The following is a 24877-nucleotide window of genomic DNA, read 5'->3' as shown; positions in this document are numbered from 1 at the left end:
GCGCGGCGCGCGAATGCGCCTCAGACGTGATTTGGGTAGATCGGATGAATGTCGACCGGGATATGCCCCATCTCGCCGGTGATTTGCTTGGCTTCCGCGTCCATCACCGCCCACTTGGCCAGGAATCCTTTGGTGCCGTTGTAGTCGCCGTTGGCCTGCAGGCGAACGATGTTGCCGACGAGGTCGCGGATCCCGGCGTCCAGCTTCGCCGAGTCGATGCGGAAGCGCTTGGCATTCGCATCCCAGACGATGCCGCCTTTGTCGCGGAGGTAACGATACTGCATCGCCGCGCCCTTGCCGTGGGCGTCGGTGTCGCCGAACCGCATCGCCCTGAACAGGCCCGCGACATAAGACGCGCGGATCTGCGGCTTCTCGGCCGCCGGCAGCACGCCTTTGTCCATCATGAAGAGGACGTTGTAGGCGCCCATCACATCGGCCTTGGCTTCCTCGAAGCCGCTGCCGACGTCCTTCAGCTCCTTGTCGACCGTCGTCTTGCGTCCGTTCACGACGATCGAGCCCGGCCCGAGGCTGTGGCTCAGTTCGTGGAACAAGGTCTCCAGGTACATGTAGCGGCTGTTCACGTTGGCCGCTTCCTCGGGGACCAGGACCAGGCCGGCCATCGGCTTCAGGATGCGGTCGTACTTGGCGGCGATGAGGTTGCGCAGGATGACCTTCTTGGCGCCCTTGGCTTCGCGCACGCGCTCGTCGTTCGGAAGGTTGAAGGCGATCGTTTGGATGCCGTGATTGCTGTCGCCGCCGCCCCGGATCTGGTCGCCGACCGAGATCGGGGATTCGAATCCGCGCTGGAAGTTCTTATACTTCTCCTCGACGGGGAGGTTGGCCTCCATGTCGCGCAGGTGGCTCTTGTAGACGTCCAGCGTCTGACTCTCCTTCGGGTCTTTCAGGACGACGAATGCCTCGAATGCGGTCTTCGCGCCGTAAAGCCCGTCCGTGTAGGTCTCATAGGGGCCGATCACGATCTCGATCGGCGTGTCCTTGAGGTCCATCCACGCCAGCTCCGACTGGAAATAATCGTCGTCGCGGAAGGCCTTGGCGCGCAGCGTCAGGAACTTCTTGAGGCTCGGGTTGGTGGTGATCTCGGCCGCCTGCTCGAGCTTCTGCGCGGCAGGCTCCAGCCATTGCTTATATTCGACGCTGTATGGGACGGCGACGAGCTTATCCCCGTCACGCTTCACCACCGTGTAGCCGCTGGTCAGCGCATCCTTCTGATCCGCGTGCGCAGCCAGATACTGGTCGAACTGCTCCTTGGTCAGGCCGGCGGGATAGAAGCCCGCCCCAACTGGTCGGGTCGCGCTGCCGTGGAAAGGCTTGTCCTCGTCGACCTCGTCCCAGGGGCCCATGAACGTGTCGAAACGATCCAGCATCGCCTTGTCGCCGCTCTTCGCGATTTCCTCGCGGATACGCGGATTGTCGGCCGAAACCTGGCGCAGGTAGATGGGGTTCATCAGGTCCGCGGCCTGGATCAGGAGGTTGACGACCTGCCGCTCTTCGTCGGTCAGGTAGCTCGTATCCGCCTGCATATCGATGCGGGCGAGCTTGTCCGCGGCGCCTTGCTGCGCGGACGCGGTCGCGTTGGTCGAGCCTTGCTCGTTGCTGGTGGACGTGCCGCTGCAAGCGACAAGCGAGAGCGCGGAGGCGGCCGCGAGCCAGTACGTCTTCGTCATGCGCGGCTGGTTAGCAGCGGTTCCCCCGCTGCGGCAATCTTATCGACTAATGGACGAACCGCGCCACCACGTCCCGATATGATCTGCTGACTTTCACCTGGGCGCCGCTGTCGAGGACCAGGAAACATTCGCCGTTGGTATGCGGCTTCACCTGGCGGACGAGGTCGAGGTTGACGATGGTCGACCGGTGCACGCGCTGGAATCGGCGCGGGTCGAGCCGCTTCTCCAGATCCTTCATCGTTTCCCGCAGGATCAAGGTGTTTTCGCCTGTCTGGATGCACATGTAATCGCCGGCCGCATCGATGCGCTCGATGGTGTCGACATCGACCCGGAAGATTTGGCCCTGATCCTTGATGTTGATCATCTTCTCGTAGCGGTTGGCGGCCGGTCCTTCAGGGGCGGCGTCCGCAAGCTCCTCAGCTGCCTCCGGCGCATGCTCGGCGAGCGCTTCCTTCAGGCGCCCGGCCTCCTCGGCGCTTCTTTTTTCGGAAAGCCGCTGCCGAACGCGATCCATGGTCGCGGCAAGGCGGTCCTCGTCGACCGGCTTCATCAGATAGTCGACCGCCTGCGCGTCAAATGCCCGCAAGGCGTGATCGCTGAAGGCAGTCACGAACACGAAGAGGGGCGGCTCTATGTCCATCAGCCCCTGGATCACGGAGAAACCGTCGAATCCCGGCATCTGGATGTCGAGGAAGACGAGATCCGGCTTGTGCGTCTTGATCTGGCGGATGGCTTCACGCCCGTTGGCCGCGGTCGCGATGACCTCGACGTCCTCATGCGCTTGCAGCCGTAGTTGCAGGCCCTGGGTCGCCAGCGGCTCGTCGTCGACCAATATGGTCCGGATGCTCATTAGGCTCTGTCTCCGCTCTCGAAGGGAATTTCCACGATAACGCTGAAGCCCCCCTTCTCGTTCTTCCTGGTGTCGAAACGATGCTCGGCGCCATAGGCCTGCGACAGCCTGTCCCGAATATTCGCCAGTCCGACTCCGGTCGACGGGCTGGCTGCGATGTCCTGCCCGTCCGTGTTTCCGTTGTCGGCGACTTCTATCCGCACCGCCTGGCCGTCCGGGACCGCCGTAATCCATATATCGGCGCCATTTTCGCTGGGGGTGACTGCATATTTGATGGCGTTCTCGATCAGCGGCTGCAGCAGCAAGGAGGGCAAGCGCGCGCCGATGGTTTCGGATTCGATGCGGAAATGCGGGCGCAGCCGATCCTCGAACCGCATCTTCTCGATCTCGAGATAAAGCTTCAGCGTTTCGACTTCCTGGGCGAGCGTGACTTTCGCCGTCGGCTCATTGACCAGCGTGTAGCGCAGGAAGGACGACAGCCGGGCCAGCATCGCATTGGCGCGTTCCGTCTGCTTGAGGAGAACGAGCGTGGAAATCGAATTCAGCGTATTGAACAGGAAATGCGGGTTCAGCTGATACCGCAACATCGCGAGCTGGGCGGATGATGCCTGGCTTTCCAGCTTCTCGCGCTGGTTGATCTGGTCCTCCAGCAGCAGGAAGTAATTGATCCCGTAATAGAGCGCCGCCCATGCGGCGAGCAGCGAGAAATTGAGCAGGATCGCGCCGAAATATTCGACCCCGGCCGGCTTGGCGTTGGGCTTCAGGAAGGTCGCGTAGCTCCATGTCTCGATGATCGAGAAGGCGGTAGAGGCGAGCAGGACCGCGGCGAGGGAGAGCACCAGCGTGAAGACCGGCTTCATCCGGATCAACCGCCGGAACAGGGAGGCCATCAACAGGGTCAGGGAATAGCCGGTCGCGGTCAGGAGCAGGGTGTGGACCAGCCACATCCAGCCCATCGAATTGGCAAAACCCGAGAGCGACCTCAGGAAGAAATAGCCGCTCCAGCCGATCGACTGCAGGATCCAGAAGGCGCGATTCTTGTCGTCGAAGAACGGTTGGTCGAGCCCGATTCCCCGGGCGATCGGCGCTGCCGGGGAGCGGATCGCCCCGGCGTCGGCCGCACGGCGCGGCGTTGCTGAGCGCCGGTCGAGGGTCGCACTGTCTGTCGCCATCAAGGCCGATATAGAGGCGCGCAGCCGCCTTTGCGAGCGCAGGGCTTGCGGAAAGGGGGCGATAGCCTCTAGCGGCCCAAATCTCGCTGCCGCGCGTTGTCCGGCAAGATCCCAAAGAGGCCCCCCATGACGCTGCTTCGTTCCGCCTTTTTTGCTGCCGCTGTCCTGCTTGCCGCTTGCCGTGCCGGCGAAGAGGGAAATCGCGCCGATGCCAGCCCGGGCGAGATGACTGTGGCCCCCATCCTGACCAGCGAGGATGCGCTGGACGTCAGCAGCTTCGCGAAGCCCCTCGAAGCGAGGGTCACGCACGTCGCGCTCGATCTTGGCGTCGATTTCGACAGCAAGCGGATTGCGGGAACGGCGACGCTCGACATCGACCGCCGGGCCGACGCGAAAGAGATCGTGCTCGATGACAAGGGCCTCGAGATCGAAAGCATAACGGACGGCGCCAACCGGCCCCTCCAATGGAAGGTGGGCGCAGCGGACCCGAACCTGGGGAGCCCGCTGGCGGTTGCGCTTAATCCCGACACGAAGCGCCTGGTCATCAAGTACAAGAGCGCGCCCCAAGCCGGCGCATTGCTTTGGCTGACGCCGCAGCAGACCGCGGGCAAGAAGGCGCCCTTCCTGTTCAGCCAGGGCGAATCGATCGAAAACCGGAGCTGGATTCCGACCCAGGATTCCCCGGGCGTGCGGCAGACCTGGGAAGCGACCGTTCGCGTGCCGGCAGGCATGACCGCGGTCATGAGCGCTCCCCGGTCAGCCGAACCGATCACACAAGGCGGCGAGAGCGTGTTCAGCTTCAAGATGGGCCACAGTGTGGCGCCCTATATGATCGCCATCGCCGTCGGCGACCTGGCCTTCAAATCGCTGGGATCGCGCACGGGCGTCTGGGCCGAGCCCGCGACGCTTCCCGCTGCCGCCAATGAGCTCGCCGATACGGAGAAGATGGTCGACGCCGCCGAGAAGCTCTACGGCCCCTACCAGTGGGGACGGTATGACGTGCTTGTCCTTCCGCCGTCATTCCCTTTCGGCGGCATGGAGAACCCGACCCTCACCTTCGCGACGCCGACGTTCATCGCGGGCGACCGCAGCCTCGTAAGCCTCATCGCGCATGAGCTTGCGCACAGCTGGTCCGGCAATCTCGCGACCAACGCGACCTGGAACGATTTCTGGCTCAATGAAGGCATGACGACCTACGCCGAGCGGCGGATTGTCGAGGAGCTCTACGGAAAGAAGGTCGCCGACGAGCAAATCGCGCTCGGAATCGATGCCATGAACAAGGCCGTTAAGGACAATGGCGGGCCGAGCGGTGCCGACACGCGCCTTCATCTCGATGTGAAGGGCCGCCATCCCGACGAGGGCAGCAGCGACATAGCCTATGAGAAGGGGGCGGCCTTCCTGCGCACGATCGAGGCGAACGTTGGACGCGAACGATTCGACGAGTGGCTCAAGGGCTGGTTCAGCCGGCACGCCTTCCAGCCGGTAACCTCGAAAATTTTCCTCGACGACATTCGCCAGCACCTCGTGAAGGGCGACAAAGGGCTTGAATCCAAGCTGATGCTTGATCGCTGGGTCTATGAGCCTGGCGTGCCGCCGAACATGGTGCGCCCGCCTGCCGGCACATTTGCCGAACAGGATCAGGCGGCAGCTGCCTTCGCTGGCGGATCGACGGCTCCCGACTGGACCAAATGGACCACGGACGAGCGATTGCGCTTCCTGAACCGTCTCCCGCGCAGCATCCCGAAGCAGCGCTTGGATGCACTCCAGAATGCCTATGATCTCAACGGCATAGGCAACATGGAGGTGCGTTACGCGTGGCTCGATCTGGTGGTTGGCAACCGCTACGACCCCGGTATTCCGTCGCTCGAGCAGTTCCTGACCAGCCAGGGCCGCGGGAAGTTCGTCAAGCCGCTGATCAAGGCGCTTGCGAAGGACGGGCAGTGGGGCAGGCCCATCGCTGAACGCATCTTCGCGCAAACGCGCAATTTCTACCATCCGATGGTGGTGCGGGACCTCGAGGAACTGAAGCTCGCGCAGCCCGCATCGCAAGGCGCAAAAAGCACTGCTCCTTAACACTGCTTTTACGCTCTTTGGCTAAGCCGCTTGTCGGACGTGAAACGGCGGGCGGATGTACGAGGCTCCAGATCGTTATAAGCGCTTAATTGCGGCTCGCCTTCCGGGCGGGGAATCGGCGGGCCTAGCGGCGCGTGCGGCCGATTCCGAAAGCTCGCCCTTGCGCGATGTGCAACTCATTTCGCGGGCGCAGCTCGCGCCCTTCTTCGCGGCTGCGAATATCGTCGCTGCGCTGATGATGTGCGCGAACCTGTGGGATATCGTGACCTTCGAGCTGGTGGCGCCATGGGCGCTCGCCGTCGTGGCCGTGAATCTCACGGCCATGCAGCTCGCCAGGCATCAGTCGATCACCTGCGTCGGCCGGTCGGGGCGCCGCGTGCCGAACTGGCTGCTGGTGGGCGAGGTCGCGGTGCGCGCGGCAATCTGGCTCAGTCTTCCCGTCTATCTGTTCCCGACTTTCGACGCCGGTACGCAGGTGATCGCCGCCTCGATCACTGCGGGGCTCGGCATCGGCGCGCTCGGCCTCGTCGTCGTACCACCGTGCGCAACGACTTGGATGGTGGCGTTCACGGTCGGAGTCGGCGGATCCTTGCTGCTCGGCCGGCACAGCATTCCGTTCCAGCACATGCTGTCGATCCTCTTCACGATTGGCGTCGCCGTCGTCGGCGTCATGACCGTCGCCCGCTGGGCCTTCCACCAGCTCAAGACCAACGTCGACGTCGGCAGCCAGAGCGAAGGCGCAAGCCTGCTCCTCCAGGAATATGAGCAGCGCGGCGTGGGCTGGCTGTGGCAAGTCGATTCCGAGAATCGCGTCACCTACATCAGCTCGCGCATGACCGCCCTGCTGGGCAAGCCCGCGAGCCAGCTCATCGGCCATTCGCTTCCAGCGCTGCTCGGCGGCAATGCCGAGCTGGGCCGCGTCCTGCTCGAAAAGCAGCCGTTCAATTCGCTGGAGATGGAGCTTGGCACCGCCCGCGGGCCGCGCTGGATCTCAATGGCCGGAGACCCGATCATCGATACCGCCGGCCGGTTCGAGGGGTTCCGCGGCGTAGGCTCCGACATCACCGAGATCCGCCAGACGCAGGAGCGGCTGACGCATCTCGCCAACGTCGATGTGCTCTCAGGCCTGCCCAACCGCGGGCGGGTTCGCCAGCTGCTCGGCGAGGCGCTTCGGGGCGCGACCAGCGGCAATGTCCCCTGCGCGATCATGTTCCTCGACCTCGACGGCTTCAAGCCGGTCAACGACACCTTCGGCCATCCTAAAGGCGACGCGGTACTGCGCGCCGTCGCCAAGCGCCTGGTCGACGAGGTCGGCGCTGACGGACACGTGGGACGCATGGGCGGAGACGAGTTCGCGATCGTGATCACCGACGCGCAGAGCCGCAAGCAGGTGGAGCTGCTCGCCGACCGCATCATCAACTCGATCAAGGAACCGTATCAGATCGACCAGACCGAGATCCGGATCGGCGTGTCCATCGGTTGCGCGTTCGGACCGATCGACGGCGCGACCGTCGACGATCTCATCCTCAAGGCCGACCTTGCGCTGTACCAGGCGAAGGACGCCGGCCGCGGTTGCGCGCGCTATTTCTCGTCCGAGCTTCAATCGGAGCAGGAAGACCGCGTCCGCCTCGAAAGCGACCTGCGCTCGGCGATTGCGTCGAAGCAATTCCACCTCGTCTTCCAGCCGCTGGTGAATGCGAAGACGCAGAAGTTGATCGGCTTCGAGGCATTGATCCGCTGGAATCATCCGCAGCGGGGCTTCGTGCCGCCGAACGTCTTCATCCCGGTGGCCGAAGAAAGCGGCCTCATGCCGACCATCGGCGCCTGGGTGATCGACGAAGCATGCCGCGCGGCCGCCTCCTGGCCGGAGCCGATCACCGTGGCGCTCAACATCAGCCCCAAGCAGATCGTGCTTCCGAACCTGCCCAACGTCGTGAGCGAGGCGCTGGCGCGCCACAAGCTTCCCGGCAATCGGCTCGAGCTGGAAGTCACCGAAGGGGTGTTCCTCGGCGACAATGGTTCGACGCTCGACGTGCTGAAGCGGCTGCGCGCGCTCGGCGTCGGCATCGCGCTGGACGATTTCGGGACCGGCTATTCGTCGATCGGCTATTTGAACAAGGCCGTCTTCCACAAGCTCAAGATCGACGGCAGCTTCGTCCGCGAAGCGGGTACGCGGCCCGAAAATGTCGCCATCATCCAGTCGATCGTGCAGCTCGCGAAGAGCTTCCGCATGTCGGTGACCGCGGAAGGCGTCGAGACCGCCGAGGACTTCGAGCGGATGCGTGAGCTTGGCTGCGACATCATCCAGGGCTACCTGTTCGGTAAGCCTCTGTCGTACGATCGCGCCAACCAGATGGTGGTCGGCCTCGGCGCTCGGCGCATGGCGGGCTAACCCGCCACCGCTTCCTGCTGCGGCTGCGTCAGCAGCCTCCAGTTCATTCGCGGATAGGAATTGAGCTGCCGTCCGAGCGCGCTGGTGATGAAGGTCAGCCGCTCCACCGTGCGGCTGTTCACCAGCGGCCCCGCGTCGAGGTAGCGAAACGGAGTGCCGTCCGCGAGCGCGAGGAACCGCTGCTTCGCCTGGTCGTCGTCTCCTGTGACGAGCACATCGCTCAGGCTCTCGCCGAATTGGGGCTGGTCGAACACTTCCCAGAAGACGTTCTTGAACGCGCCGACGACATTGGCTTGCGGAAAGTGCTGCTGGATCTGCTCGGCGGCGCTCGTGTCCCAGGGCGTCGTGAAGTCGCTGTAATCCTCATTGAACGGATTGCTGATGTCGATCAGCAGCTTGCCCCGGAGCTTCGTGCAATGCCGGTTGAGCAGGTCAAGCAATCCGTCGCGCAGGAATACCGCCGGGATGATTGCGGGAGCGCGCAACGCATCGGCATTGCAGCTTCCGCGCAACGTCGGGATGGCCAGTTGCTCCGCAATCGCCTCCGACCTGTCGGCATCGCGCGAGCCGAGCACCACGTTCCGTCCGGCGCGTGCGAACATCGCCGCGAGGCGAACGCCCATCCTGCCGGTTCCGAGCACGCCCAGTTCCGGGTCAGGGCTGATTTTGTTTTCCATAAGTTCCTCTTGGGGCTGTCTCATTCTCCAGCCGCCACGGGTACTTCATTTACGTCTGCGGAATGCGGGCCGCCAACAAAAGACGATCGGCGATCGATTAAAGCGGCTTATGCCTATTTGATGTAGGCGTCGCTTAGGAACTCGTCCGCGCGAACCGCCAGCTCGGTTCGGGAATTGACACCCAGCTTCTCGAACACGCCGTGGAGGTAGACCTTCACAGTGCCTTCGGTGACGCCGAGCTCATTGGCGATCTCGCGGTTGCGCAACCCCTGCCGCACGAAGCCGATCAACTGGCGCTCGCGGGGTGCCAACTGGATCCTCGGTCGCTCGCTGAGCGACTGGACCAGCTCATCCGCCCTTATGCTCAGCTCCGGATCGATCCACGTCCCGCCGGAGCTCACCCGATCGAGGCACTCGAGCAAATAAGCCGGGTCGGAATTCTTCAGCACCATGCCGCGAACGCCGAGCTTCTTCGCTTCCAGCAATGAGGAATCGTCGATCGCTGCGGTGAGGATGATGATTTGCGGCGCCGCTTTGTCGGACTGGAGCGCACGGACAACCTCCATCCCGCCGCCTCCCGGCATCTGCAGGTCGAGAAGCAGGAGGTCGGGGCGCACCTCCTCGATCACGCGCAGGGTCGCTGCCCCCGTCTCAGCGGTGCCCGCCATCTCGTAATCGGTCTCCCGCAAAAGCACTTCGATCGCGGTGCGGATCATCGGATGATCGTCGGCCAGTACGATCTTCGTCACGCCGCTCTCCCAGCTGCCGGAAGCGAGATTGACACCCGTGTGACCCCCATTCCCCTCGAGAGATCGATTGCTCCCCCGGCTGCCTCGACGCGTTCCTTCAGGGATTTCGGCATCGACTGACCACCCTCCGTCCGCGGGTATGCGCTTCCGTCATTGATGAGGTCGAGCTTCACCTCATTGGCCTGCCCCGCGAGCCGGATGCTGACATTCTTGGCGCCGGCGTGGCGGACGGCGTTTGCCACCGCTTCGCGAACCAGTTGTTGCGCGTCGAGATGCAGCCGGGCCGCGACCGGGAAATCGGCCGCATCGGCCGAAAAGGTGCATTGGATGTCCCACTGGCGGGCAAGGCGCTTGGCAAGCGCTTGAAGGTCTTTCGCGAGCTCCACCAGGTCCGTCTGGGCGCCGCCGCGCAGGGCGGCGATGAACGACCGCAGCTCCCCTTGTTCCTGAAGCATAAGCTCCTTCAGCTCGTTGAGCTCGGGCACCAGGTTCCGGCCCGATGCTTCGGACCGTTTGAGCGCTTCCAGGCGGAAAGCAGCTCCAGCCAGGAATTGCACCACGCTGTCGTGAAGGTCGCGAGCCATGGCGAGACGGGACCGGGACTCGGCGCTTTCCTCCGCAGCCTTCATCAGGGCTCGTCGTTCGACCTTGGTCGCAACCTCGGATGCAAGCGCGGAGCCGAGGCGAAGGTGATCGATCGACAATCCGCGCACGTTCTCCAGATACATGCGGCCCTCGCCTCGCTCGCTGAAGACAGGCACTGACAGGCCTTCTCGAAGCGGGATTCCGGCGGCGATCGTATCGAGGCTGTGCCTGCTGAGTTTCGCCGGGCGCAAGTTGTCGTGCGCATCCCGCCTCAGCGATCGATCGCGTGGCGCATCGTAAAGGAACACGTCCTGGCCGACCCGCGAGATGTTGGCGCCGGGAAGCTCGGTGACCGACAACTCGCCGTCGTTCATCACGAGAGCGGTCGGCGCCGGCTTGCGCAGACTGGTCCAGACCAGCGCGCCCGACGAGGCCCCGGCACGTGCCATCGCCGAGCGCAGCCCATTCTCGAGCGCCGCAATCTTGGACGGGTCCGCCAGTCGATCCTCGCGCGGATCCTGCTGCTCGCTGCGCCACTGGTTCACGCCGAACCAGATCACGATCAGCGACAGGACGAAGAGTTGGCCGGCACCGGCCATGTAGTCCGTGAAGCGGAACTTGATTTGCTGCGACACATGGAAGGACGCAGCGAGCAAGAAAAGCAGGCTGAGGAGGACCGCGGTGAGCGCGGTCGAGCGCCAGCCCCAACGCAGCGCGGCCGACAGGAAAATGAAAATCGAGAAGGTGAAGAACGGATTATTGTCGCCGTGCGTCAGGTAAACCAGGATCGCGAAAAGCGCGATGTCGATCGTATGGGCGGCCCCTGCAAGCCGGGCCTCCAGCCACCAGTTGTTCCAGGTGACCGCCACGATCGATGCGGCAAAGATGGAGTAGAGGCCGAACAGGGCGAAGTGGGAATTCGGATATCCGGGGATCTTGTAGGCGTCGATCCACGTGAGCAGCAGGAAAAGGAGCGCCAGGAGCAATCGCCCCAGCGCGATCACGCGGCCAGAAGACAGAGCGATATTCCTCCCCACGCCTGTATCGTATCGCATCGAATGCGTTCCGCACAGCCGTGGCCGAACAGCCTACGCCGCTCTGCGATGTTAACCGGCGTTGCGGCGCGCGAGTCACACTAACGATAGTTAGAGTAATCTTTGGATAGCTTACGCGGCTGCCGCCTCGAGTCTAAGAATCGGTCCGGGTCTTCGTGAGACCTTCCCTTGGAGGGAGTGTGGCCCCCGAGACCGCACTCCCTCCTTCCATGTCTACGGCAGGATCCGGAACTCCGCGGTCAGCACCGCCCCCGTTTCCTTGCGGGTGTCGATTTCGCCGCCGCCTTCAGCAAGTTTCGCGTAGCGCTCCGCAAGCTCAAGATGCGCTTGAGCGGCGCGCTCGTCACTCGCCTGACTCGCAGCGTCGCGTTCCTGGGCGGCACGCCTTTCAAAGTAGGTTTTGGGCGCAGGCATGGCGCGACCGTAGGCCGATCGCGAGCGGGCCGCTGCTAACCTCGATCAGTAACTGTTGCTCAATAGCGAGCGAGGATGAACTCGCGTGCCGCCCGATACTCCTGCGGGGTGACGCGTCCGTCGCTGTCCGCGTCGGCAATCTTGCGGAACTCGGCCGCAGCGGCCTGCGCCTCCGATGGTGAAAGCAGGATGTCCCGGTCGCGATCGTAGAATTTGAGCGCCCAGTTCATGAGCACCCAATCGCGCTCGAACAGCTCGGCGGAGCGCGAAAAGTTCGGAGCGCTCGCCCGGGTCATGGTCTGAGCCGCGGCCGCCGACGCTGCGGTGAGCAGGCAGGTAAGAACAAGCAGCCGGGTCATCGCCCGATAAAACGCGCGAACAAGCTCGGATTTCCACCAGGAAACGGACAGCCGGCCGGGCCGGAACTCCGTCGGGGAATTTCCAACAATTTCCAACAAATAGGGAGCGGCTAGGAATTTGCCCGTTCGGCCAGGGCTCCGCGCACGGCCTTCTCGAGCGCATCGGAGCGGAACGGCTTCGCGAGCAATGGGGCGTGGGGCGCAACCCGCTTGACCGCCTCTGTCTCGCTGTAGCCGGACACGAACAGGATCGGCAGGTCGGGTTGCTTGCGAAGTATCCGGCTGGCGACCTCCGCTCCGGACAGGCCGGGCATGATGAAGTCCAGGATAACCAGGTCCGGGTCCGCGCGCTGCAGTTCAGCGAGACCCGCTCGCCCGTCGCTCGCTTCGTGGACGCGATAGCCCTGCTCCTCAAGCGTCGCGACGATGAAGCTGCGAACATCCGGATCGTCGTCGATCACCAGCACGGAGGCGGCGTGGTGAGTCGCCAAATCCTCCTCCGCCTCCCTGTCCGGATGTGCGGCATCGGCTACCGTGGCGCCCTCCGCTGCCTTGAAGTACATTTTGACGGCGGTGCCGAGGCCTGGCGCGCTTTCGATCCGCGCCGTGCCGCCCGACTGCCGCGCCATTCCGTAGACCATCGACAGGCCTAGCCCGGTACCCTTGCCGACCTCCTTCGTGGTGAAGAACGGCTCGAAGGCGCGGCTGGCGACGTCTTCCGTCATGCCGGCGCCGGTGTCGCTGATCGTAAGCTCGATATAGCTGCCGTCTTCCAGCTCGGAATCGCTCGTGACCTCGACCTTGCGGCTTGCGAAATGGAGCACGCCCCCGTCGGTCATGGCGTCACGCGCATTGATCGCAAGGTTCAGGACGGCGACCTCCAGCTGCGTCGGATCGGCCATAACCGGCAGCATTTCCTCGTCCAGGTCGAAGGTCTTGCTGATCCCGGGTCCGAGCACGTTTCGGAGCAAAGGCCGCATGCTCTCGATCAGCGGAGCGACCTGCGTCGGGCGTACTTCCAGCCGCTGCACGCGGCTGAAGGCAAGCAACTGGCCGGTAAGCCGTGCTCCGCGCTCGGCCGCTGCAAGCGCATTTTCGGCGTAGCGCCTGAGCTTGGCATCGTCGGCACGCTTGGCGATGAGGTCCAGCCCGCCGACGACCACGGTAAGGAGGTTGTTGAAATCGTGCGCGATGCCGCCCGTGAGCTGGCCTAGCGCCTCCATCTTCTGGCTCTGCCGCAGCTGCTCCTGCGCAGTCTTGAGCTCGGTGATGTCGCGCGCTTCGAAGAGGAGATAGATGATCGATCCGTCGGGCCCGCGGACAGGTTGCACGGAAACATCGAGGAATGCCGTCGGCATCCTCTCGCGCTCCATCTTCACTTCGGTGGTGAACACTTCTCCGCGCGCCGCGGCGCGGATGCCTTCCTGCATCACTGCGCGGTGCTGCGGATAGGCGCTCATGGTCGGCGCGTCCCACAGCTTCGTGCCGATTGCATCTTCCGGCTTGGGGTGCCGCCAGATCTCCCGCCGGTTGTTCACCGCTATCACCGTGCCGTCCGGTTCCAGCAGCACCATGACTTCCAGCGCCGCTTCGAACACCGCGCGGAACTGGGCTTCGGAGGCTGCCAGCTGGCCAGTGCGTTCTTCGACGAGGCGCATGAGCTCGAGCTCCGCCTCCTTCCGGACGGTGATGTCCGTTCCGACGCCGATGAAGCCGCTGAGGTCGCCGTCGGGACCGAAGCGCGGCTGGGATACGCTTCGGATCCAGCGATATTCGCCGTCATGCCGCAGGTACCGCCCCTCAAGCGTGAAGCGCTGCAGGGCCGCTTCCCCCGCGATACTCTCGGCGACGATTCGGTCGACATCCTCCGGATGAATGCGATCTCGCCAGTCGAGCACCCGCGCCTCTTCGTGCGCCATTCCGAGGAACTCGCAATAAGCGTCGTTGACGAAGTCGCGCACGCGGTCGAGCCGGGTCACCCACATCAGCGCCGGCGCATTGTTCGCGATGCGGCGAAATCTCTCCTCGCTTTCCCTAAGCGCGCGTTCGGTGACGCGTTGCTCGGTGATGTCGGTGACGACGATGACGATCCCGTCGACCTCGCCGGTGCCGGGATTCACCCAGGGAGTGTAGTCGGTCTGCGCGGCGACGAGCCCGCGCGCCGGGTGGTTGAAGGTGGATGCGAAGAACTGCCGCTCGCCCTCCAGCGCGGCCTTCAGCATCGGTTCGCGATGCTCGAACGCCTCGTCGCCGATGACCTCCCGCATGTGCAGCCCGATCAACTTACGCCGCGGCTGCTCGAGCCATTCGGCGAGCGGCTTGTTAATGAAGCGATAGCGAAGGTCGCGGTCGACGAAGGCCGTCATGACCGGCAGCAGGTCGGCAAGCGTTAGCAGCCCGGGACCGCTGAACATCGCTGCAGGCAGCTCGATGGGAGGCGGAGCGGTGTCCGACTCGATCACGTCTTTCGCCTTGCGCGCCATCTACTCCCCTGCACCCGCACGACTCGGGCTAAACGCGTTATTACAGACGTTTGGCTGCTGCGCGATGCACTTGGCTAGAGCGCGCCGCCCGCTTCGTTGAAGGGCGCCGTCGGCACCATCGCTTCGGCGAGCTCAAGCGCCCGCGCCGGAGAGATCGCCTGCTCCGGATAGGCGTCGAGCACCATCGCCGGGATCAGCCGCTGGGCGAGGTCGGAGTAAGTGAAGCCGTAGGTGCCGTTGCGCGGCCCGGTCGCCGCGACGACCCTGTCGATCTCCGCGTCCGAGAAGCCGAGCTCGGCGAGCTTCGGGCCGAGTAGCAGCTTGCGCTTTTCGTCGTTCGGCCGCTCGAAGGTCAGGATCTCCGCCGCGCGCCGTTTCACCGCCGGGTCGAGCGCCTCGTAGCGGTTGGTGCACATGATCACCGCCGCCGGCAGCCGCCGGCTCGACAGCCGGTCGATGCCGCGGATGAAGGCGTTGACGCCACTGACGTCCTCATGATGCATCTCGGCGGTCGCGCGCGACTGGGCGAGCGCATCGGCCTCGTCGACCAGCAGGATCACCGCGCCCTCCGTGATCTCGCCGGCGATCATCGTGCTCGCTTCCTTGATCGTATGGTCGAACGCGGCGGAGATGAGCTGCGTCATCTCGCCGATCCGCCCCTGGCCGCGGGCCGCGAGGCTCAGCGGTAAGAGCGTCACCTCGATCATCGCGTCGCGCGCCACTGCGTCGCCGATCGATTCCGCGAGCGCCGTCTTGCCCGACCCGACGTCCCCGGCGAGGATCACCAGCGGCGGCCGCGTCAGCACCGCGTCGATCAGCAGCTTCGCGCCCGGATGATATTTCTCGCCCCAGCGCAGCAGCGCGGTCGGATAGACCAGGAGCGCCAGGATCTTGCGCAGCAGGTCGATGTGCCCGTCCAGCCCGACGAGGCTGTGGAGCCGGGCGCGCGCATCCGGGTTCGGAAACGTCATCTGCCGTTCGAACAGCGCCCGGACGTCGATAATCATGCCGGTAGCGTAGCGATGCGCCGCGGCTAAGACAAACGATGCGCAAGCACGCTTTGGCTTGGCCGAGAGACGCTCGCCGACGCGGCCGGCCTGCGCGGAGCGACAGGACTGACGTCACGGGATTCACTCCCGTGACGCGTGCGGCCCTACGGCCCCTCGACAGCCCTGTAGCTGTGCGCCGCGACCTGCCGGTACCATTCGCCGCTGCAATTGTAGAAGGACACGCCGTCGGACAGCATCTTCATGCATCCGGACGGCAGCGAGTCGTAGCTTGCGCCGAGCGACCAGGGCTTGCGCGGCGGCGGTGGAGGAGCGGGCGGAGCGGCGGGCGCGACCGGCACTTCGCGGATCACCTCGCGCTCGACATAGACGACGTCATTCTCGATCGGGAAGAAGGCGCCCGGGAAGCCGTGGAAGCCGCCATGCGCAGCGGGCGGCGGCGGGCTCCGGAAGCCGCCCGGCGGAAGCGACTGCGCCCCCGCGCCCGACGCCGCGAGGATGAGCAAGGCGAAGCAAGCGGCCTTCATGCAGGGGGCTTATACTCCTCCGAACCGTCATGCTGAACTCGTTTCAGCATCCATTCCGCGTGACGCTTCCCTCACGAATTTTCCTACTCGTGAAGCACCGAGAATAGCGAGCAGGCGCAGGCGCCACGCGAGCTAGTCGAGAGATGCGAAACGTCGGCCGACGCCCGAGCATTGCGAGTGGCGATCGACGTCACGTCGGATTCATTCCGCGTGACGCTTCCCTCACGAATTTTCCTACTCGAATATTTTCTGCTCCAGACTCGCGGATGAACGCACTCATTGGGTCGGCCGCGCCCGCAAGCGGCCCCGAAATCCCCGAATTCGCAACCCTCGCCGCCGATCCAGAGATCGCGCCCTTGCTCCGCTTCGATCCCGTCGTCCGCAAGGTGAAGCGCCCGGACGGCTGGACTCCGGAGCTTCAGAGGGAGCTGGTCGCGCGCATCGCCGCCACGGGCACCGTGCAATCGGCCGTGTGGCAGATGGGGAAGCATGCGACGGGGGCGGAGGCGCTCTACAAGACTCCCGGCGCGACCAGCTTCCGCCAGTCGTGGGACGCCGCGATCATCATCGGCCGCCGCCGCAACGGCCTCGACTCCCAGCCGCCTTTCCTGGGCGAGGTGCCGGGCATCACCCGCCGCGCTAAGCTTCTTTCGTCCGCGGGCGGCGGGCCATTCCCCGAGCCCGAGCCCGAAATGTCCAACGACCTGAAGATGGAGCTGATGGAGAAGCTCGGCGCCAAGTTCCTGCGCAAGGTGATGGCGGAGAGGGAGGCGCGGCTCGCCGGCCGGATCGTCGCCGCCGATTTCTACCTGCGTCAGATCACGATGATCGAAATCCTTTTCGACCTCACCGCGAGCAAGTTCGGCTGGGACGCGCAGGAGGTGCTGCGCAACCTGCGCCGCGGCGGCCACCGCCTGCTGGAGGTGGTCGAGACGCCCTTCTCCACCTGGCTCGACAATGCGCGAAGGGTCTATTGGGAGGAGCAGGGCGACCCGCCCCGGCCCCAACATCCCGACCCGCGCCTGACGGTGAAGCATGGCGAAGGGCCGTGGGGGAACCGCGGCGCGGGCGGCTGGAGCACCGCCGTCGACGACAGGAACTATGGCGCGCTCAGCCATCCCGCGCGCGGATACTCACAGGAAGAATGGGCGAAGATGGACAACCGCGAGCAGGAGCTGGCGCGGGAAAAGCAAAACGCCGAAGACGCCGAGGAGCAACGCAGTTGGGAGGCGGCGGCGAGAGCCGATTGGCAAGAGAGGCAGGGGGCGGAGGACCGTCGCGCGCAGTCAGTCCGGGGTGACTGACGAGCACGGCGGTGAGGAGCAAGCCGAATGGGAACGCACGGCGAAGACGCATTTCGAAGCTCGGCAGGCTGTCGATGGAGGTTAGCGGGCACACTTCAACAAGCACCAAAACGGACTGACTCGTTTTTTGCACGGCTGGACTCCTCAGCCGGTTCCAGTACAAACAAGTAGAACATAAGGTGAATCTAACGCTGGCGATAGACGAGTCCAGCCTGCGGTACTTATCCCCGATAAACACACCGGGGGGGCTGGCCGTAGAAGCATGAGCCCGTCTTAAGTAGCGCATTGGGCGGGAGTGAGCATGAGTAAGCCGACGGCGCCGTGGTTGAGCACGCATAAGATCATCGAGGGCGACGCACGAAACCTGCAGCTGGCCGAAGTTGCTACTGAAAGCGTGCACCTCGTTTGCACGAGTCCGCCTTATGGGGCCCTAATTCAATATCCTGATCACGAGGGCCAGTTGGGGAACATGGCCTCATACGAGTTATTCCTCGAAGAGATGGATAAAGTCTGGGCAGAGTGCCTGCGTGTACTTGTTCCAGGTGGTCGGGTCTGCTGTGTCGTAGGGGACGTCTGCGTTTCTCGACGCCAAGCGGGCAGGCACTACGTTCTGCCACTTTCCGCTGACTTTCAGGTCCGGGCTCGGAAGGTGGGGTTCGACAACCTCACGCCGATACGCTGGCAGAAAGTTGCCAATATCAAGCTCGAGGCTTCGAAGTCTTCGCGCTTCCTCGGAAAACCGAACCTCCCAACGCTTCATGAAATCGGATCGTGTGCTGGCAAGTTCTTTTTCCGACGGGCTTAGTGTCGGCGTCCACATGACTTGTACTACTCCCCATCAGGCCCTCAGAAACAACTATAGGCAATAACGATAAGAAAGAAAGTGGACTGTCGGGAAGAAGTCGATTGTTTTAGAGCTAGCCACTATACAAGCGCCGCAACGTCCAAAGAGTACGGACCGGATCGCCGCGCTCATCTCCGTCGCGTGCCTGATCGCGTTCCAGATGTTGGGGGTGATCCTCGCCGACGTGTTCAACACCGTCGCGAACAATTTGTAGGTGACCGTCACGGGAGTGAATCCCGTGACGTCGGTCGCGTCTCACTCGCGGTTTAGCCGCTCGCTCGCGCGCCGGCCGAGCCTCGCGCTCTCTTCGACATAAGCTCACGTCTGCCTTGCAGAGCGCTCGCTTATGCTCGGGCGCTCGACTTACTTCCTCGCCTTCCGTGCAGCGTAGCGCGCGTCGCGCGCAGCCTTGAGCTCGGCCTCGGTCTTCGGCGCCGCCGCTGCCGCCTTCGCCGCATCGCCGGCCGCCTTGGCCTCGGCGGCGGCTTGCCGCTCGGCTTTCCTCTCGGCGGCCCTCTGCGCCTTGGCGGCTTCCCGCTCCTGCGCGGCGGAGGCGCGTTCCGCCGCGACCTTCGGGTCGACCGGCGGCCGCGCGCGATAACGCTCGAGCGCTTTCTGCTTGGCCTCGGCCGCCTGGGCGGCGCGGTCCTTGAATGTGCTGTTGTAGGTCATGGTTGGTTTGTCTTTCGATCGAGGATCGGCGGATGAGTCACCGCCGCAAATTCACTTGGAGCCGCCATAGAAGATAAAATGCGTCACGCGGAGTAAATCCGACGTGACGTCAGTCTGGCCCGGCTAATCCTCGATGAAAGGTCCGCTCTCGCCCGTGGGTTGCGGATGAGCGCGGACCTCCCCCCAATCGGCCCAGCCTGAAGGCTGCCCGCCGAGTACCGCCGCTTGGGAACGGCGGTAGTGGAGCAATGGCTATCGTTACGATGCCGTCACGCAAGATTAGCAAAAGTTAGGGCGGAAGCACCGAGCCTAGTCGCCCGCTGGCGGGTAATCCGGCGGGTAGAACAATCCAAGGATCAACTTCGGGTTGCATACCGCGATCTGGATATGATTGCGCCGTCGGAACCCGGCGCCGGGGTAAAGCTCGTCACCTTCGGGGAACAGCCCGCGCACGCTGTCGAACGCCGCCTCGCCCGCAACCTCGAATATCTCATGAAGGAATTGGATAACGGCCCGGTCCAGGAAGCGAAGGATTCGTTCCGGCTCGCCCTCCAGGCTGCGGTTCGCCGGTATGGGAAGCCCGGAGCGCTTTTGCTCCTGAACGAAGAGCCGGTGAGCATCGCGCACCAACTCAATATTTTCGCGGTTGAGGAGGTCGAGGCAATTACCGAGATCGATGACGGCGCCGACGACAGCGGGCGTTTCGATCCGGCCGCGCGTCTTCGCCTGTTGCGCCCACTCCATTGCCCGGAAAGGATCGGACTCCCAGAAATAGGTGCCCGGCCCTAGCCAATCATATTTCTTGTCGCTCGCCCGAAGAGGCTCTTCGCAATTGATGATCTTGCGGGCAACTCGGGCTTCGCAGCCGTGATAGCCAAGGACGAACGACGCCGCGAGGCGGCTCAATCCTTCGCTTTGCCGGGCTCTCCGCCGAACTCGGGACGGAGCTTCCCAGCCTTCGTGTAGATGCCGGTCGCGATCAGGCGCTTGCGTGCACCACCGGGGTCGGCCTTCGCCTTCTTATCGTACGCGCGTAACGCGGCGCGACGCTTTTCAAGAACTTCAGTCGCGGTCATCTCGCTCCAATCTCGGCCTGCGCGTTTCGTTCGTGCTTCACCGCCCACCGGCACAAACGAACATGCTTGATCCGAGCGCAAGCACCTTGCCACGCCGAGTCACAATAGCAACCCCGGCCTTGGCCGAATGGTGAAAGACGCCGCTTGGGTGACGGAAGCTTTAGCTTTCGTCCCCCATCCTCAGGGCCGCGATGAATGCCTCCTGCGGGATGCTCACATTCCCATATTCCCGCATCCGCGCCTTGCCCTTCTTCTGCTTCTCTAGGAGCTTGCGTTTGCGGGTCGCGTCGCCGCCATAGCATTTGGCGGTGACGTCCTTCCGGAGCGCGCTGATCGTCTCGCGGGCGATGACCTTGCCGCCGATCGCGGCCTGGATCGGGATCTTGAACATGTGCCTGGGGATCAAATCCTTCAGGCGCTCGCACATGCCGCGCCCGCGGGCCTCGGCGGTTCCGCGGTGGGTGATCATGCTCAAGGCATCGACCGGCTCCTCGTTGACGAGGATGCTCATCTTGACGAGGTCGCCCTCACGGTGGCCGATCTGGTGGTAATCGAAGCTCGCATAGCCGCGGGTGATCGACTTCAGCCGGTCGTAGAAATCGAACACCACTTCGTTGAGCGGCAGCTCGTAGGTGACCTGGGCGCGCTGGTGGGCGCCGGTGCCGACATAAGTGAGGTTCTTCTGGATGCCGCGGCGGTCCTGGCACAGCTTGAGGATCGGCCCCAGATACTCATCGGGGGTATAGATGGTCGCCTCGATCCACGGCTCCTCGATCATCTCGATCCGGTTGGGGTCGGGCATGTCGGCCGGGTTGTGCAGCTCGATCACCTGCGCCGGCTCGTTCTTCGAATGGGTGAGGTGCATCCGGTACACCACCGACGGCGCGGTGGTGATGAGGTCGAGGTCATATTCGCGGGTCAGCCGCTCCTGGATGATCTCGAGGTGGAGGAGGCCGAGGAAGCCGCAGCGGAAGCCGAAGCCGAGCGCCGCGCTGCTCTCGGTCTCGAAGCTGAAGGAGGCGTCGTTGAGGCGGAGCTTGTAGAGGCTTTCGCGGAGCTTCTCGAAGTCCGCGGCGTCGACCGGGAACAGGCCGCAGAAGACCACCGGCTGGACTTCCTTGAAGCCCGGGAGCGGGGCGGGGGCGGGGCGCTTGGCGTCGGTGATCGTGTCGCCCACGCGCGTTTCCGCGACTTCCTTGATCTGCGCGGTGATGAAGCCGATCTCGCCCGCCGAAAGCTCGGGCAATTGCTCGATCTTGGGGCGCATGCAGCCGACGCGGTCGATCAGGTGCGTGGTGCCCGCCTGCATGAACTTGACCTGCTGGCCCTTCTTCAAGACGCCGTCGATGACGCGGACGAGGATGACGACGCCGAGATAGGGGTCGTACCAGCTGTCGACGAGCATTGCCTTCAGGGGCGCGTCGCGATCGCCTTTCGGGGGCGGGATCCTGTCGACGATCGCCTGCAGCACCTCGTCGATTCCGATCCCGCTCTTCGCACTGGCGAGGACGGCTTCGCTGGCGTCGAGGCCGATGATCTCCTCGATCTCCTGGCGAACGCCTTCCGGGTCCGCGGCGGGGAGGTCGATCTTGTTGATGACCGGGACGATCTCGTGGTCGTGCTCGATCGACTGGTACACATTCGCCAGCGTTTGGGCTTCGACGCCTTGAGCAGCATCAACAACGAGAAGCGCGCCCTCGCAGGCGGCGAGGCTGCGGCTGACCTCGTAGGCGAAGTCGACGTGGCCGGGCGTGTCCATCAGGTTGAGCTCGTAGCCGTTCCACTCGAGCCGCACGGTCTGCGCCTTGATGGTGATCCCGCGCTCCTGCTCGATCTCCATATTGTCGAGGACCTGGCCGTGGGTCATCTCACGCTCGCTGAGGCCCCCGGTGCGGAGGATGAGCCGGTCCGCGAGCGTGCTCTTCCCGTGGTCGATATGCGCGATGATCGAGAAATTTCGGATTTTGCTGATGTCTGCCATTTCGAGCGGCGCTATAGAGGCTGCTCAAACGGGGGCAAATCGATGAAAAGAACAAGCGTAGTGGGCGCGGGCATGTGCGCGGCCATCGTCATCGCGGCAGCGCCGGCGAAGGACCCGCCGCCAATCGCAAATTACTGGATGGACGTGGCGACCACGAGCGGCTTCGGCGCCGGCATGACCGGTGGCGGCCGACCGAACATGAGCCAGGTCATGCAGATGATGTCGGGCGGAGGAAACTCGGTCGGGCACACGATCGACCTGCGTTTGGCGTCCAAGACGAAGGCCCCGCCAGGGCCGAAGGCGGACCATTGGATCCCCACCGGGCTGCAGATGGGCCCGAGCCTTCCGCTGGTGACTCCGGCGGTCGCGAAGGAAGAGCCCGTGCCGACGGGCATGCCGACGCAATGGCAGCAGCCCAAGGGCCGAATGCTGATCTATTGGGGCTGCGGCGAGCATGTCAGCGCGGGCCAGCCGACGGTCATCGACTTCTCCAAGCTTGCTCCGGGCAAGGTTCCCCCGGGCATGGCATCGATGGCCAGCATGGCGAAGGCGGTCAGCGGCCCGCACAGCGCACCCGGCTTCGGCCACTGGCCGAATGACCGCGACAGCCGCGCCGTCCCGGCGGCAGGCTCGCTCCTCGGAGCCCACAAGGTGGCGGGCAATTACTCGCCCGACATCGGATTTAGCCTCGCCGCGGGCCAGGACTTCATGCCTGGTCTGGGATTTCGCGAGGGCGGCGGCTTGCCCTCGGGGGCCGCTCGCCTCAACTGGCAGCCTTCGGCGCAGGCGACCGGCTATGCGCTCGCAATGTTCGGAAGCAACCAGTCGGGCGACGTGATTATGTGGAGCTCGGCCAAGACCGCATCGATGGCGACGCTCGATTATCTCGCGCCCGCAGAAGTGAAGCGCCTGATCGCGGCAGGAACGGTCCTTCCCCCGTCGGCCAACGAATGCCTGCTTCCGGCCGAGGTCGCGGCAGCAGCTCCGGCGGGCATGGTGACCATGATCGGCTACGGGCCGGAAGTGAACTTCGCCGAGGCGCCCAAGGCCCCCAAGTGGACAGCCAAGGTTCGTTACAAAACGACGGCTTCGCTGATGCGCGGCATGCACGGGATGATGGGCGGAGGAATGGACGGCGACGAGCCGGCGCCTTCCCAGCCACAGCAACAACAACCGAAAAAGAAGAAGAAATTCGGGCTGGGCGACCTGATCGGCGGAGTGCCGTTCCCCTAAGCTTTATTCGGCGGCGGCCTGAGCAGGCTCCGCTGCAGGCGCAGGCGCCGGTTCGGAGGCGCTGGCGAGATAGGCGTGGATTGCCGCGACGACCTGCGCACCGTCGCCGACGGACGCGGCAACCCGCTTCACCGAGCTTGAGCGTACGTCGCCGACTGCGAACACGCCGCGCCGGCTGGTCTCGAGCGGGAAGCGGTTCTCACCCGCGTCGTCGCCGGTAAGGACGAAGCCGCGCTTGTCCATGCGGATTCCCGACGATTGCAGCCAATCCGTGTTCGGCTCCGCGCCAATGAAGGAGAAGAGGAAGCGGACCGGATGCCGCTTTTGCTCCCCCGTCGACCGGTCACGCCAGCTTACCGATTCCAGCACGCCCTGCGACCCTTCGAGGCTCGCGATCTCACAACCGTCGACGATATCGACGTTGGGCAGAGCCGAGATTCGGTCGACGAGATATTGGGACATGGTCGCGCTGAGCGGTCGGCGCGCAAGCAGGACGACACGGCGCGCGCGGCTGGCGAGGAAGACGGTGGCCTGGCCTGCGGAATTGCCGCCGCCGACGAGCGCGACATCCTGTCCCGCTGCGAGGTCGGCCTCGAGTGGAGAGGCCCAATAGTGGACCGAGGAGCCATCGAATTCTTCGAGCCGATCGACCTCCAGGCGCCGGTATCGCGCACCGGTGGCGAGGACGATGCAGCGCGCCTTGACCCGCTCGCCCGTCGCGAGCTGCACGTGGCAGGGGTCATTCCCGCATTCGAGCTTCACGGCTTCGTCGGGGATTGCCAGCTCGACTCCAAACTTCTGGGCCTGGCTGAATGCGCGACCCATGAGCGCCATCCCTGAAATGCCAGTCGGGAAGCCAAGATAGTTCTCGATCCGCGCCGAGGCGCCAGCCTGCCCGCCGAAGGAGCGGCAATCGAGTGTCAGAACGGAAAGACCCTCCGAAGCCGCGTAGACGGAAGTCGCCAGCCCGGAAGGGCCAGCGCCGACAACGACGACGTCATAGAGTTTGTCGGGATCGATTGGCCCGACGAGGCCAACGCAGCGGGCAAGCTGGTCCTCGCTCGGGTTCCGAAGCAGCTTTCCGCTCGGGCAGAGCACGATCGGCAGTTCTTCGACCTCGACCTGGAAGCGATCGATCAGTGCTTTTGCGCAATCGTCCTCCTTTGGATCGAGCTGCTCGAAGGGATGACCGTTACGGCGCAGGAAGTTGGTCAGGCGAAGCACGTCCGCATCCGCGTCCTCACCGACGACGATGGGCCCGGCACCGGACTCGATGAGCCCCATCCGACGCAGGATCAGGGCGCGCATGATGCGTTCGCCAAGCTCGGCCTCGGCGACCAGCAGCGCGCGCAACCGATCAGCCGGAATTGCGACGGCCTCGACGTCCGTCAGCGCTTTTTCATCGACGAGGTAGGGCCTGCCCGACAATTGCGCGAGCTCGCCCATGAAGTTGCCGCGCTCATGCGTGACGATATGCCTTCGCTCGCCACCCCCGGACTGGGTCACTTCGACCTGGCCGGAAAGGATCAGCATCAGGCCGGGGCCAGCTTCGCCCACGCGCGCCAGCATCTCCCCCGCGCGATAGCAGCGCTTTTCGCCGAAGCGGGCGAGCCGCGCGATCTCGTCATCGTCGAAGCGCAGGAACATCTGCGCGCCCCGCGTCGCATAGGTCGTAAGCTCGGAGATTTCGGCCATCCTTACTGTCCGCCCAAAGTGACCGCCGGACCGGGAAGTAGCCC

Annotated in this window: 21 protein-coding genes; 5 read left to right on the top strand and 16 right to left on the bottom strand. The window is 64.3% G+C overall.

The features are described 5' to 3' along the window. Positions 1–20 precede the first annotated feature (20 nt). The 3 genes from LZ538_RS04245 to LZ538_RS04235 are packed head-to-tail and all read right to left on the bottom strand — an operon-like array spanning position 21 to position 3707. Entirely contained in the window at positions 21–1685 is a 1665-nt protein-coding gene (locus LZ538_RS04245) for a dipeptidyl-peptidase 3 family protein (RefSeq protein ID WP_249830739.1), read from the bottom strand. Between the two features lie 46 nt (positions 1686–1731). Continuing rightward, positions 1732–2535, bottom strand: a complete 804-nt coding sequence (locus tag LZ538_RS04240) for a LytR/AlgR family response regulator transcription factor (RefSeq protein ID WP_249830738.1) — start codon at positions 2533–2535, stop codon at positions 1732–1734. Continuing rightward, positions 2535–3707, bottom strand: a complete 1173-nt coding sequence (locus LZ538_RS04235) for a sensor histidine kinase (RefSeq protein WP_249830737.1) — start codon at positions 3705–3707, stop codon at positions 2535–2537. The genes LZ538_RS04240 and LZ538_RS04235 overlap by 1 nt, the downstream gene beginning before the upstream one ends. 126 nt (positions 3708–3833) lie before the next feature. On the opposite strand from LZ538_RS04235, the gene LZ538_RS04230 reads away from it, so the two are divergent. Both LZ538_RS04230 and LZ538_RS04225 read left to right on the top strand, forming a co-directional pair. After that, the gene (locus tag LZ538_RS04230) at positions 3834–5780 is read left to right on the top strand and encodes a M1 family metallopeptidase (RefSeq protein ID WP_249830736.1); all 1947 of its coding nucleotides are present in this window, start codon (positions 3834–3836) and stop codon (positions 5778–5780) included. Between the two features lie 169 nt (positions 5781–5949). Continuing rightward, positions 5950–8172: a putative bifunctional diguanylate cyclase/phosphodiesterase gene (locus LZ538_RS04225; protein WP_249830837.1), complete on the top strand. Its 2223-nt coding sequence runs from the start codon at positions 5950–5952 to the stop codon at positions 8170–8172. Here the strand turns inward: LZ538_RS04225 and LZ538_RS04220 are convergent. From LZ538_RS04220 to LZ538_RS04185, 8 genes are all read right to left on the bottom strand, one after another. Continuing rightward, positions 8169–8849 (bottom strand): NADPH-dependent F420 reductase, encoded by a 681-nt coding sequence (locus LZ538_RS04220; RefSeq protein ID WP_249830735.1) that lies wholly within the window; start codon positions 8847–8849, stop codon positions 8169–8171. The genes LZ538_RS04225 and LZ538_RS04220 overlap by 4 nt on opposite strands. Positions 8850–8962: 113 nt before the next feature. After that, positions 8963–9598, bottom strand: a complete 636-nt coding sequence (locus LZ538_RS04215) for a response regulator (RefSeq protein WP_249830734.1) — start codon at positions 9596–9598, stop codon at positions 8963–8965. Then, positions 9595–11238 (bottom strand): sensor histidine kinase, encoded by a 1644-nt coding sequence (locus tag LZ538_RS04210; RefSeq protein ID WP_249830733.1) that lies wholly within the window; start codon positions 11236–11238, stop codon positions 9595–9597. Before LZ538_RS04210 ends, LZ538_RS04215 begins: the two co-directional genes overlap by 4 nt. 213 nt (positions 11239–11451) lie before the next feature. After that, the gene (locus tag LZ538_RS04205; protein ID WP_249830732.1) at positions 11452–11652 is read right to left on the bottom strand and encodes a hypothetical protein; all 201 of its coding nucleotides are present in this window, start codon (positions 11650–11652) and stop codon (positions 11452–11454) included. A gap of 59 nt (positions 11653–11711) precedes the next feature. Then, positions 11712–12011 carry a hypothetical protein gene (locus tag LZ538_RS04200; RefSeq protein WP_249830731.1) on the bottom strand — a complete coding sequence of 100 codons (300 nt, stop codon included), beginning with the start codon at positions 12009–12011 and terminating at the stop codon, positions 11712–11714. A 110-nt stretch (positions 12012–12121) separates the two neighbouring features. After that, entirely contained in the window at positions 12122–14494 is a 2373-nt protein-coding gene (locus LZ538_RS04195) for a PAS domain-containing sensor histidine kinase (RefSeq protein WP_249830730.1), read from the bottom strand. Positions 14495–14568: 74 nt separating this feature from the next. Next, positions 14569–15501, bottom strand: coding sequence for an AAA family ATPase (locus LZ538_RS04190; protein WP_249830729.1), 933 nt, complete (start codon positions 15499–15501; stop codon positions 14569–14571). A gap of 146 nt (positions 15502–15647) precedes the next feature. Beyond that, positions 15648–16028 carry a hypothetical protein gene (locus tag LZ538_RS04185; RefSeq protein ID WP_249830728.1) on the bottom strand — a complete coding sequence of 127 codons (381 nt, stop codon included), beginning with the start codon at positions 16026–16028 and terminating at the stop codon, positions 15648–15650. 266 nt (positions 16029–16294) lie between these two features. Here LZ538_RS04185 and LZ538_RS04180 point away from each other — a divergent pair, with 266 nt between their 5' ends. Next, positions 16295–17332 carry a hypothetical protein gene (locus tag LZ538_RS04180; protein ID WP_249830727.1) on the top strand — a complete coding sequence of 346 codons (1038 nt, stop codon included), beginning with the start codon at positions 16295–16297 and terminating at the stop codon, positions 17330–17332. A gap of 301 nt (positions 17333–17633) precedes the next feature. Next, entirely contained in the window at positions 17634–18137 is a 504-nt protein-coding gene (locus LZ538_RS13410) for a DNA methyltransferase (protein ID WP_430741941.1), read from the top strand. Positions 18138–18539: 402 nt separating this feature from the next. Here LZ538_RS13410 and LZ538_RS04175 read toward each other — a convergent pair whose 3' ends face one another. From LZ538_RS04175 to lepA, 4 genes are all read right to left on the bottom strand, one after another. Continuing rightward, entirely contained in the window at positions 18540–18848 is a 309-nt protein-coding gene (locus LZ538_RS04175; protein WP_249830726.1) for a DUF6481 family protein, read from the bottom strand. Positions 18849–19157: 309 nt separating this feature from the next. Continuing rightward, positions 19158–19754, bottom strand: coding sequence for a hypothetical protein (locus LZ538_RS04170; RefSeq protein ID WP_249830725.1), 597 nt, complete (start codon positions 19752–19754; stop codon positions 19158–19160). Continuing rightward, positions 19751–19924 carry a hypothetical protein gene (locus LZ538_RS04165; RefSeq protein ID WP_249830724.1) on the bottom strand — a complete coding sequence of 58 codons (174 nt, stop codon included), beginning with the start codon at positions 19922–19924 and terminating at the stop codon, positions 19751–19753. The genes LZ538_RS04170 and LZ538_RS04165 overlap by 4 nt, the downstream gene beginning before the upstream one ends. Before the next feature lie 160 nt (positions 19925–20084). Further along, complete coding sequence (gene lepA / locus LZ538_RS04160; RefSeq protein WP_249830723.1) at positions 20085–21905, bottom strand: translation elongation factor 4; 1821 nt, start codon at positions 21903–21905, stop codon at positions 20085–20087. Between the two features lie 42 nt (positions 21906–21947). Between lepA and LZ538_RS04155 the strand changes: the two genes are divergently transcribed. Next, the gene (locus LZ538_RS04155) at positions 21948–23138 is read left to right on the top strand and encodes a hypothetical protein (RefSeq protein WP_249830722.1); all 1191 of its coding nucleotides are present in this window, start codon (positions 21948–21950) and stop codon (positions 23136–23138) included. A gap of 3 nt (positions 23139–23141) precedes the next feature. Here LZ538_RS04155 and LZ538_RS04150 read toward each other — a convergent pair whose 3' ends face one another. Next, positions 23142–24833 carry an FAD-dependent oxidoreductase gene (locus LZ538_RS04150; protein WP_249830721.1) on the bottom strand — a complete coding sequence of 564 codons (1692 nt, stop codon included), beginning with the start codon at positions 24831–24833 and terminating at the stop codon, positions 23142–23144. Positions 24834–24877 lie beyond the last annotated feature (44 nt).

Source organism: Sphingomonas hankyongi (assembly GCF_023516575.1).
Classification (GTDB): domain Bacteria; phylum Pseudomonadota; class Alphaproteobacteria; order Sphingomonadales; family Sphingomonadaceae; genus Sphingomicrobium; species Sphingomicrobium hankyongi.
This window is presented reverse-complemented; position numbering and strand designations above follow the sequence as displayed.

Bases quoted from the DNA above. Each gene is read 5' to 3' on its own strand.
- lepA (WP_249830723.1), bottom strand. From the start codon at position 21,905: ATGGCAGACATCAGCAAAATCCGAAATTTCTCGATCATCGCGCATATC.
- LZ538_RS04180 (WP_249830727.1), top strand. From the start codon at position 16,295: ATGAACGCACTCATTGGGTCGGCCGCGCCCGCAAGCGGCCCCGAAATC.
- LZ538_RS04230 (WP_249830736.1), top strand. From the start codon at position 3,834: ATGACGCTGCTTCGTTCCGCCTTTTTTGCTGCCGCTGTCCTGCTTGCC.
- LZ538_RS04150 (WP_249830721.1), bottom strand. From the start codon at position 24,833: ATGGCCGAAATCTCCGAGCTTACGACCTATGCGACGCGGGGCGCGCAG.
- LZ538_RS04155 (WP_249830722.1), top strand. From the start codon at position 21,948: ATGAAAAGAACAAGCGTAGTGGGCGCGGGCATGTGCGCGGCCATCGTC.
- LZ538_RS04165 (WP_249830724.1), bottom strand. From the start codon at position 19,924: ATGACCGCGACTGAAGTTCTTGAAAAGCGTCGCGCCGCGTTACGCGCG.
- LZ538_RS04195 (WP_249830730.1), bottom strand. From the start codon at position 14,494: ATGGCGCGCAAGGCGAAAGACGTGATCGAGTCGGACACCGCTCCGCCT.
- LZ538_RS04200 (WP_249830731.1), bottom strand. From the start codon at position 12,011: ATGACCCGGCTGCTTGTTCTTACCTGCCTGCTCACCGCAGCGTCGGCG.
- LZ538_RS04210 (WP_249830733.1), bottom strand. From the start codon at position 11,238: ATGCGATACGATACAGGCGTGGGGAGGAATATCGCTCTGTCTTCTGGC.
- LZ538_RS04245 (WP_249830739.1), bottom strand. From the start codon at position 1,685: ATGACGAAGACGTACTGGCTCGCGGCCGCCTCCGCGCTCTCGCTTGTC.
- LZ538_RS04205 (WP_249830732.1), bottom strand. From the start codon at position 11,652: ATGCCTGCGCCCAAAACCTACTTTGAAAGGCGTGCCGCCCAGGAACGC.
- LZ538_RS04175 (WP_249830726.1), bottom strand. From the start codon at position 18,848: ATGACCTACAACAGCACATTCAAGGACCGCGCCGCCCAGGCGGCCGAG.
- LZ538_RS04185 (WP_249830728.1), bottom strand. From the start codon at position 16,028: ATGAAGGCCGCTTGCTTCGCCTTGCTCATCCTCGCGGCGTCGGGCGCG.
- LZ538_RS04240 (WP_249830738.1), bottom strand. From the start codon at position 2,535: ATGAGCATCCGGACCATATTGGTCGACGACGAGCCGCTGGCGACCCAG.
- LZ538_RS13410 (WP_430741941.1), top strand. From the start codon at position 17,634: ATGAGTAAGCCGACGGCGCCGTGGTTGAGCACGCATAAGATCATCGAG.
- LZ538_RS04220 (WP_249830735.1), bottom strand. From the start codon at position 8,849: ATGGAAAACAAAATCAGCCCTGACCCGGAACTGGGCGTGCTCGGAACC.
- LZ538_RS04190 (WP_249830729.1), bottom strand. From the start codon at position 15,501: ATGATTATCGACGTCCGGGCGCTGTTCGAACGGCAGATGACGTTTCCG.
- LZ538_RS04235 (WP_249830737.1), bottom strand. From the start codon at position 3,707: ATGGCGACAGACAGTGCGACCCTCGACCGGCGCTCAGCAACGCCGCGC.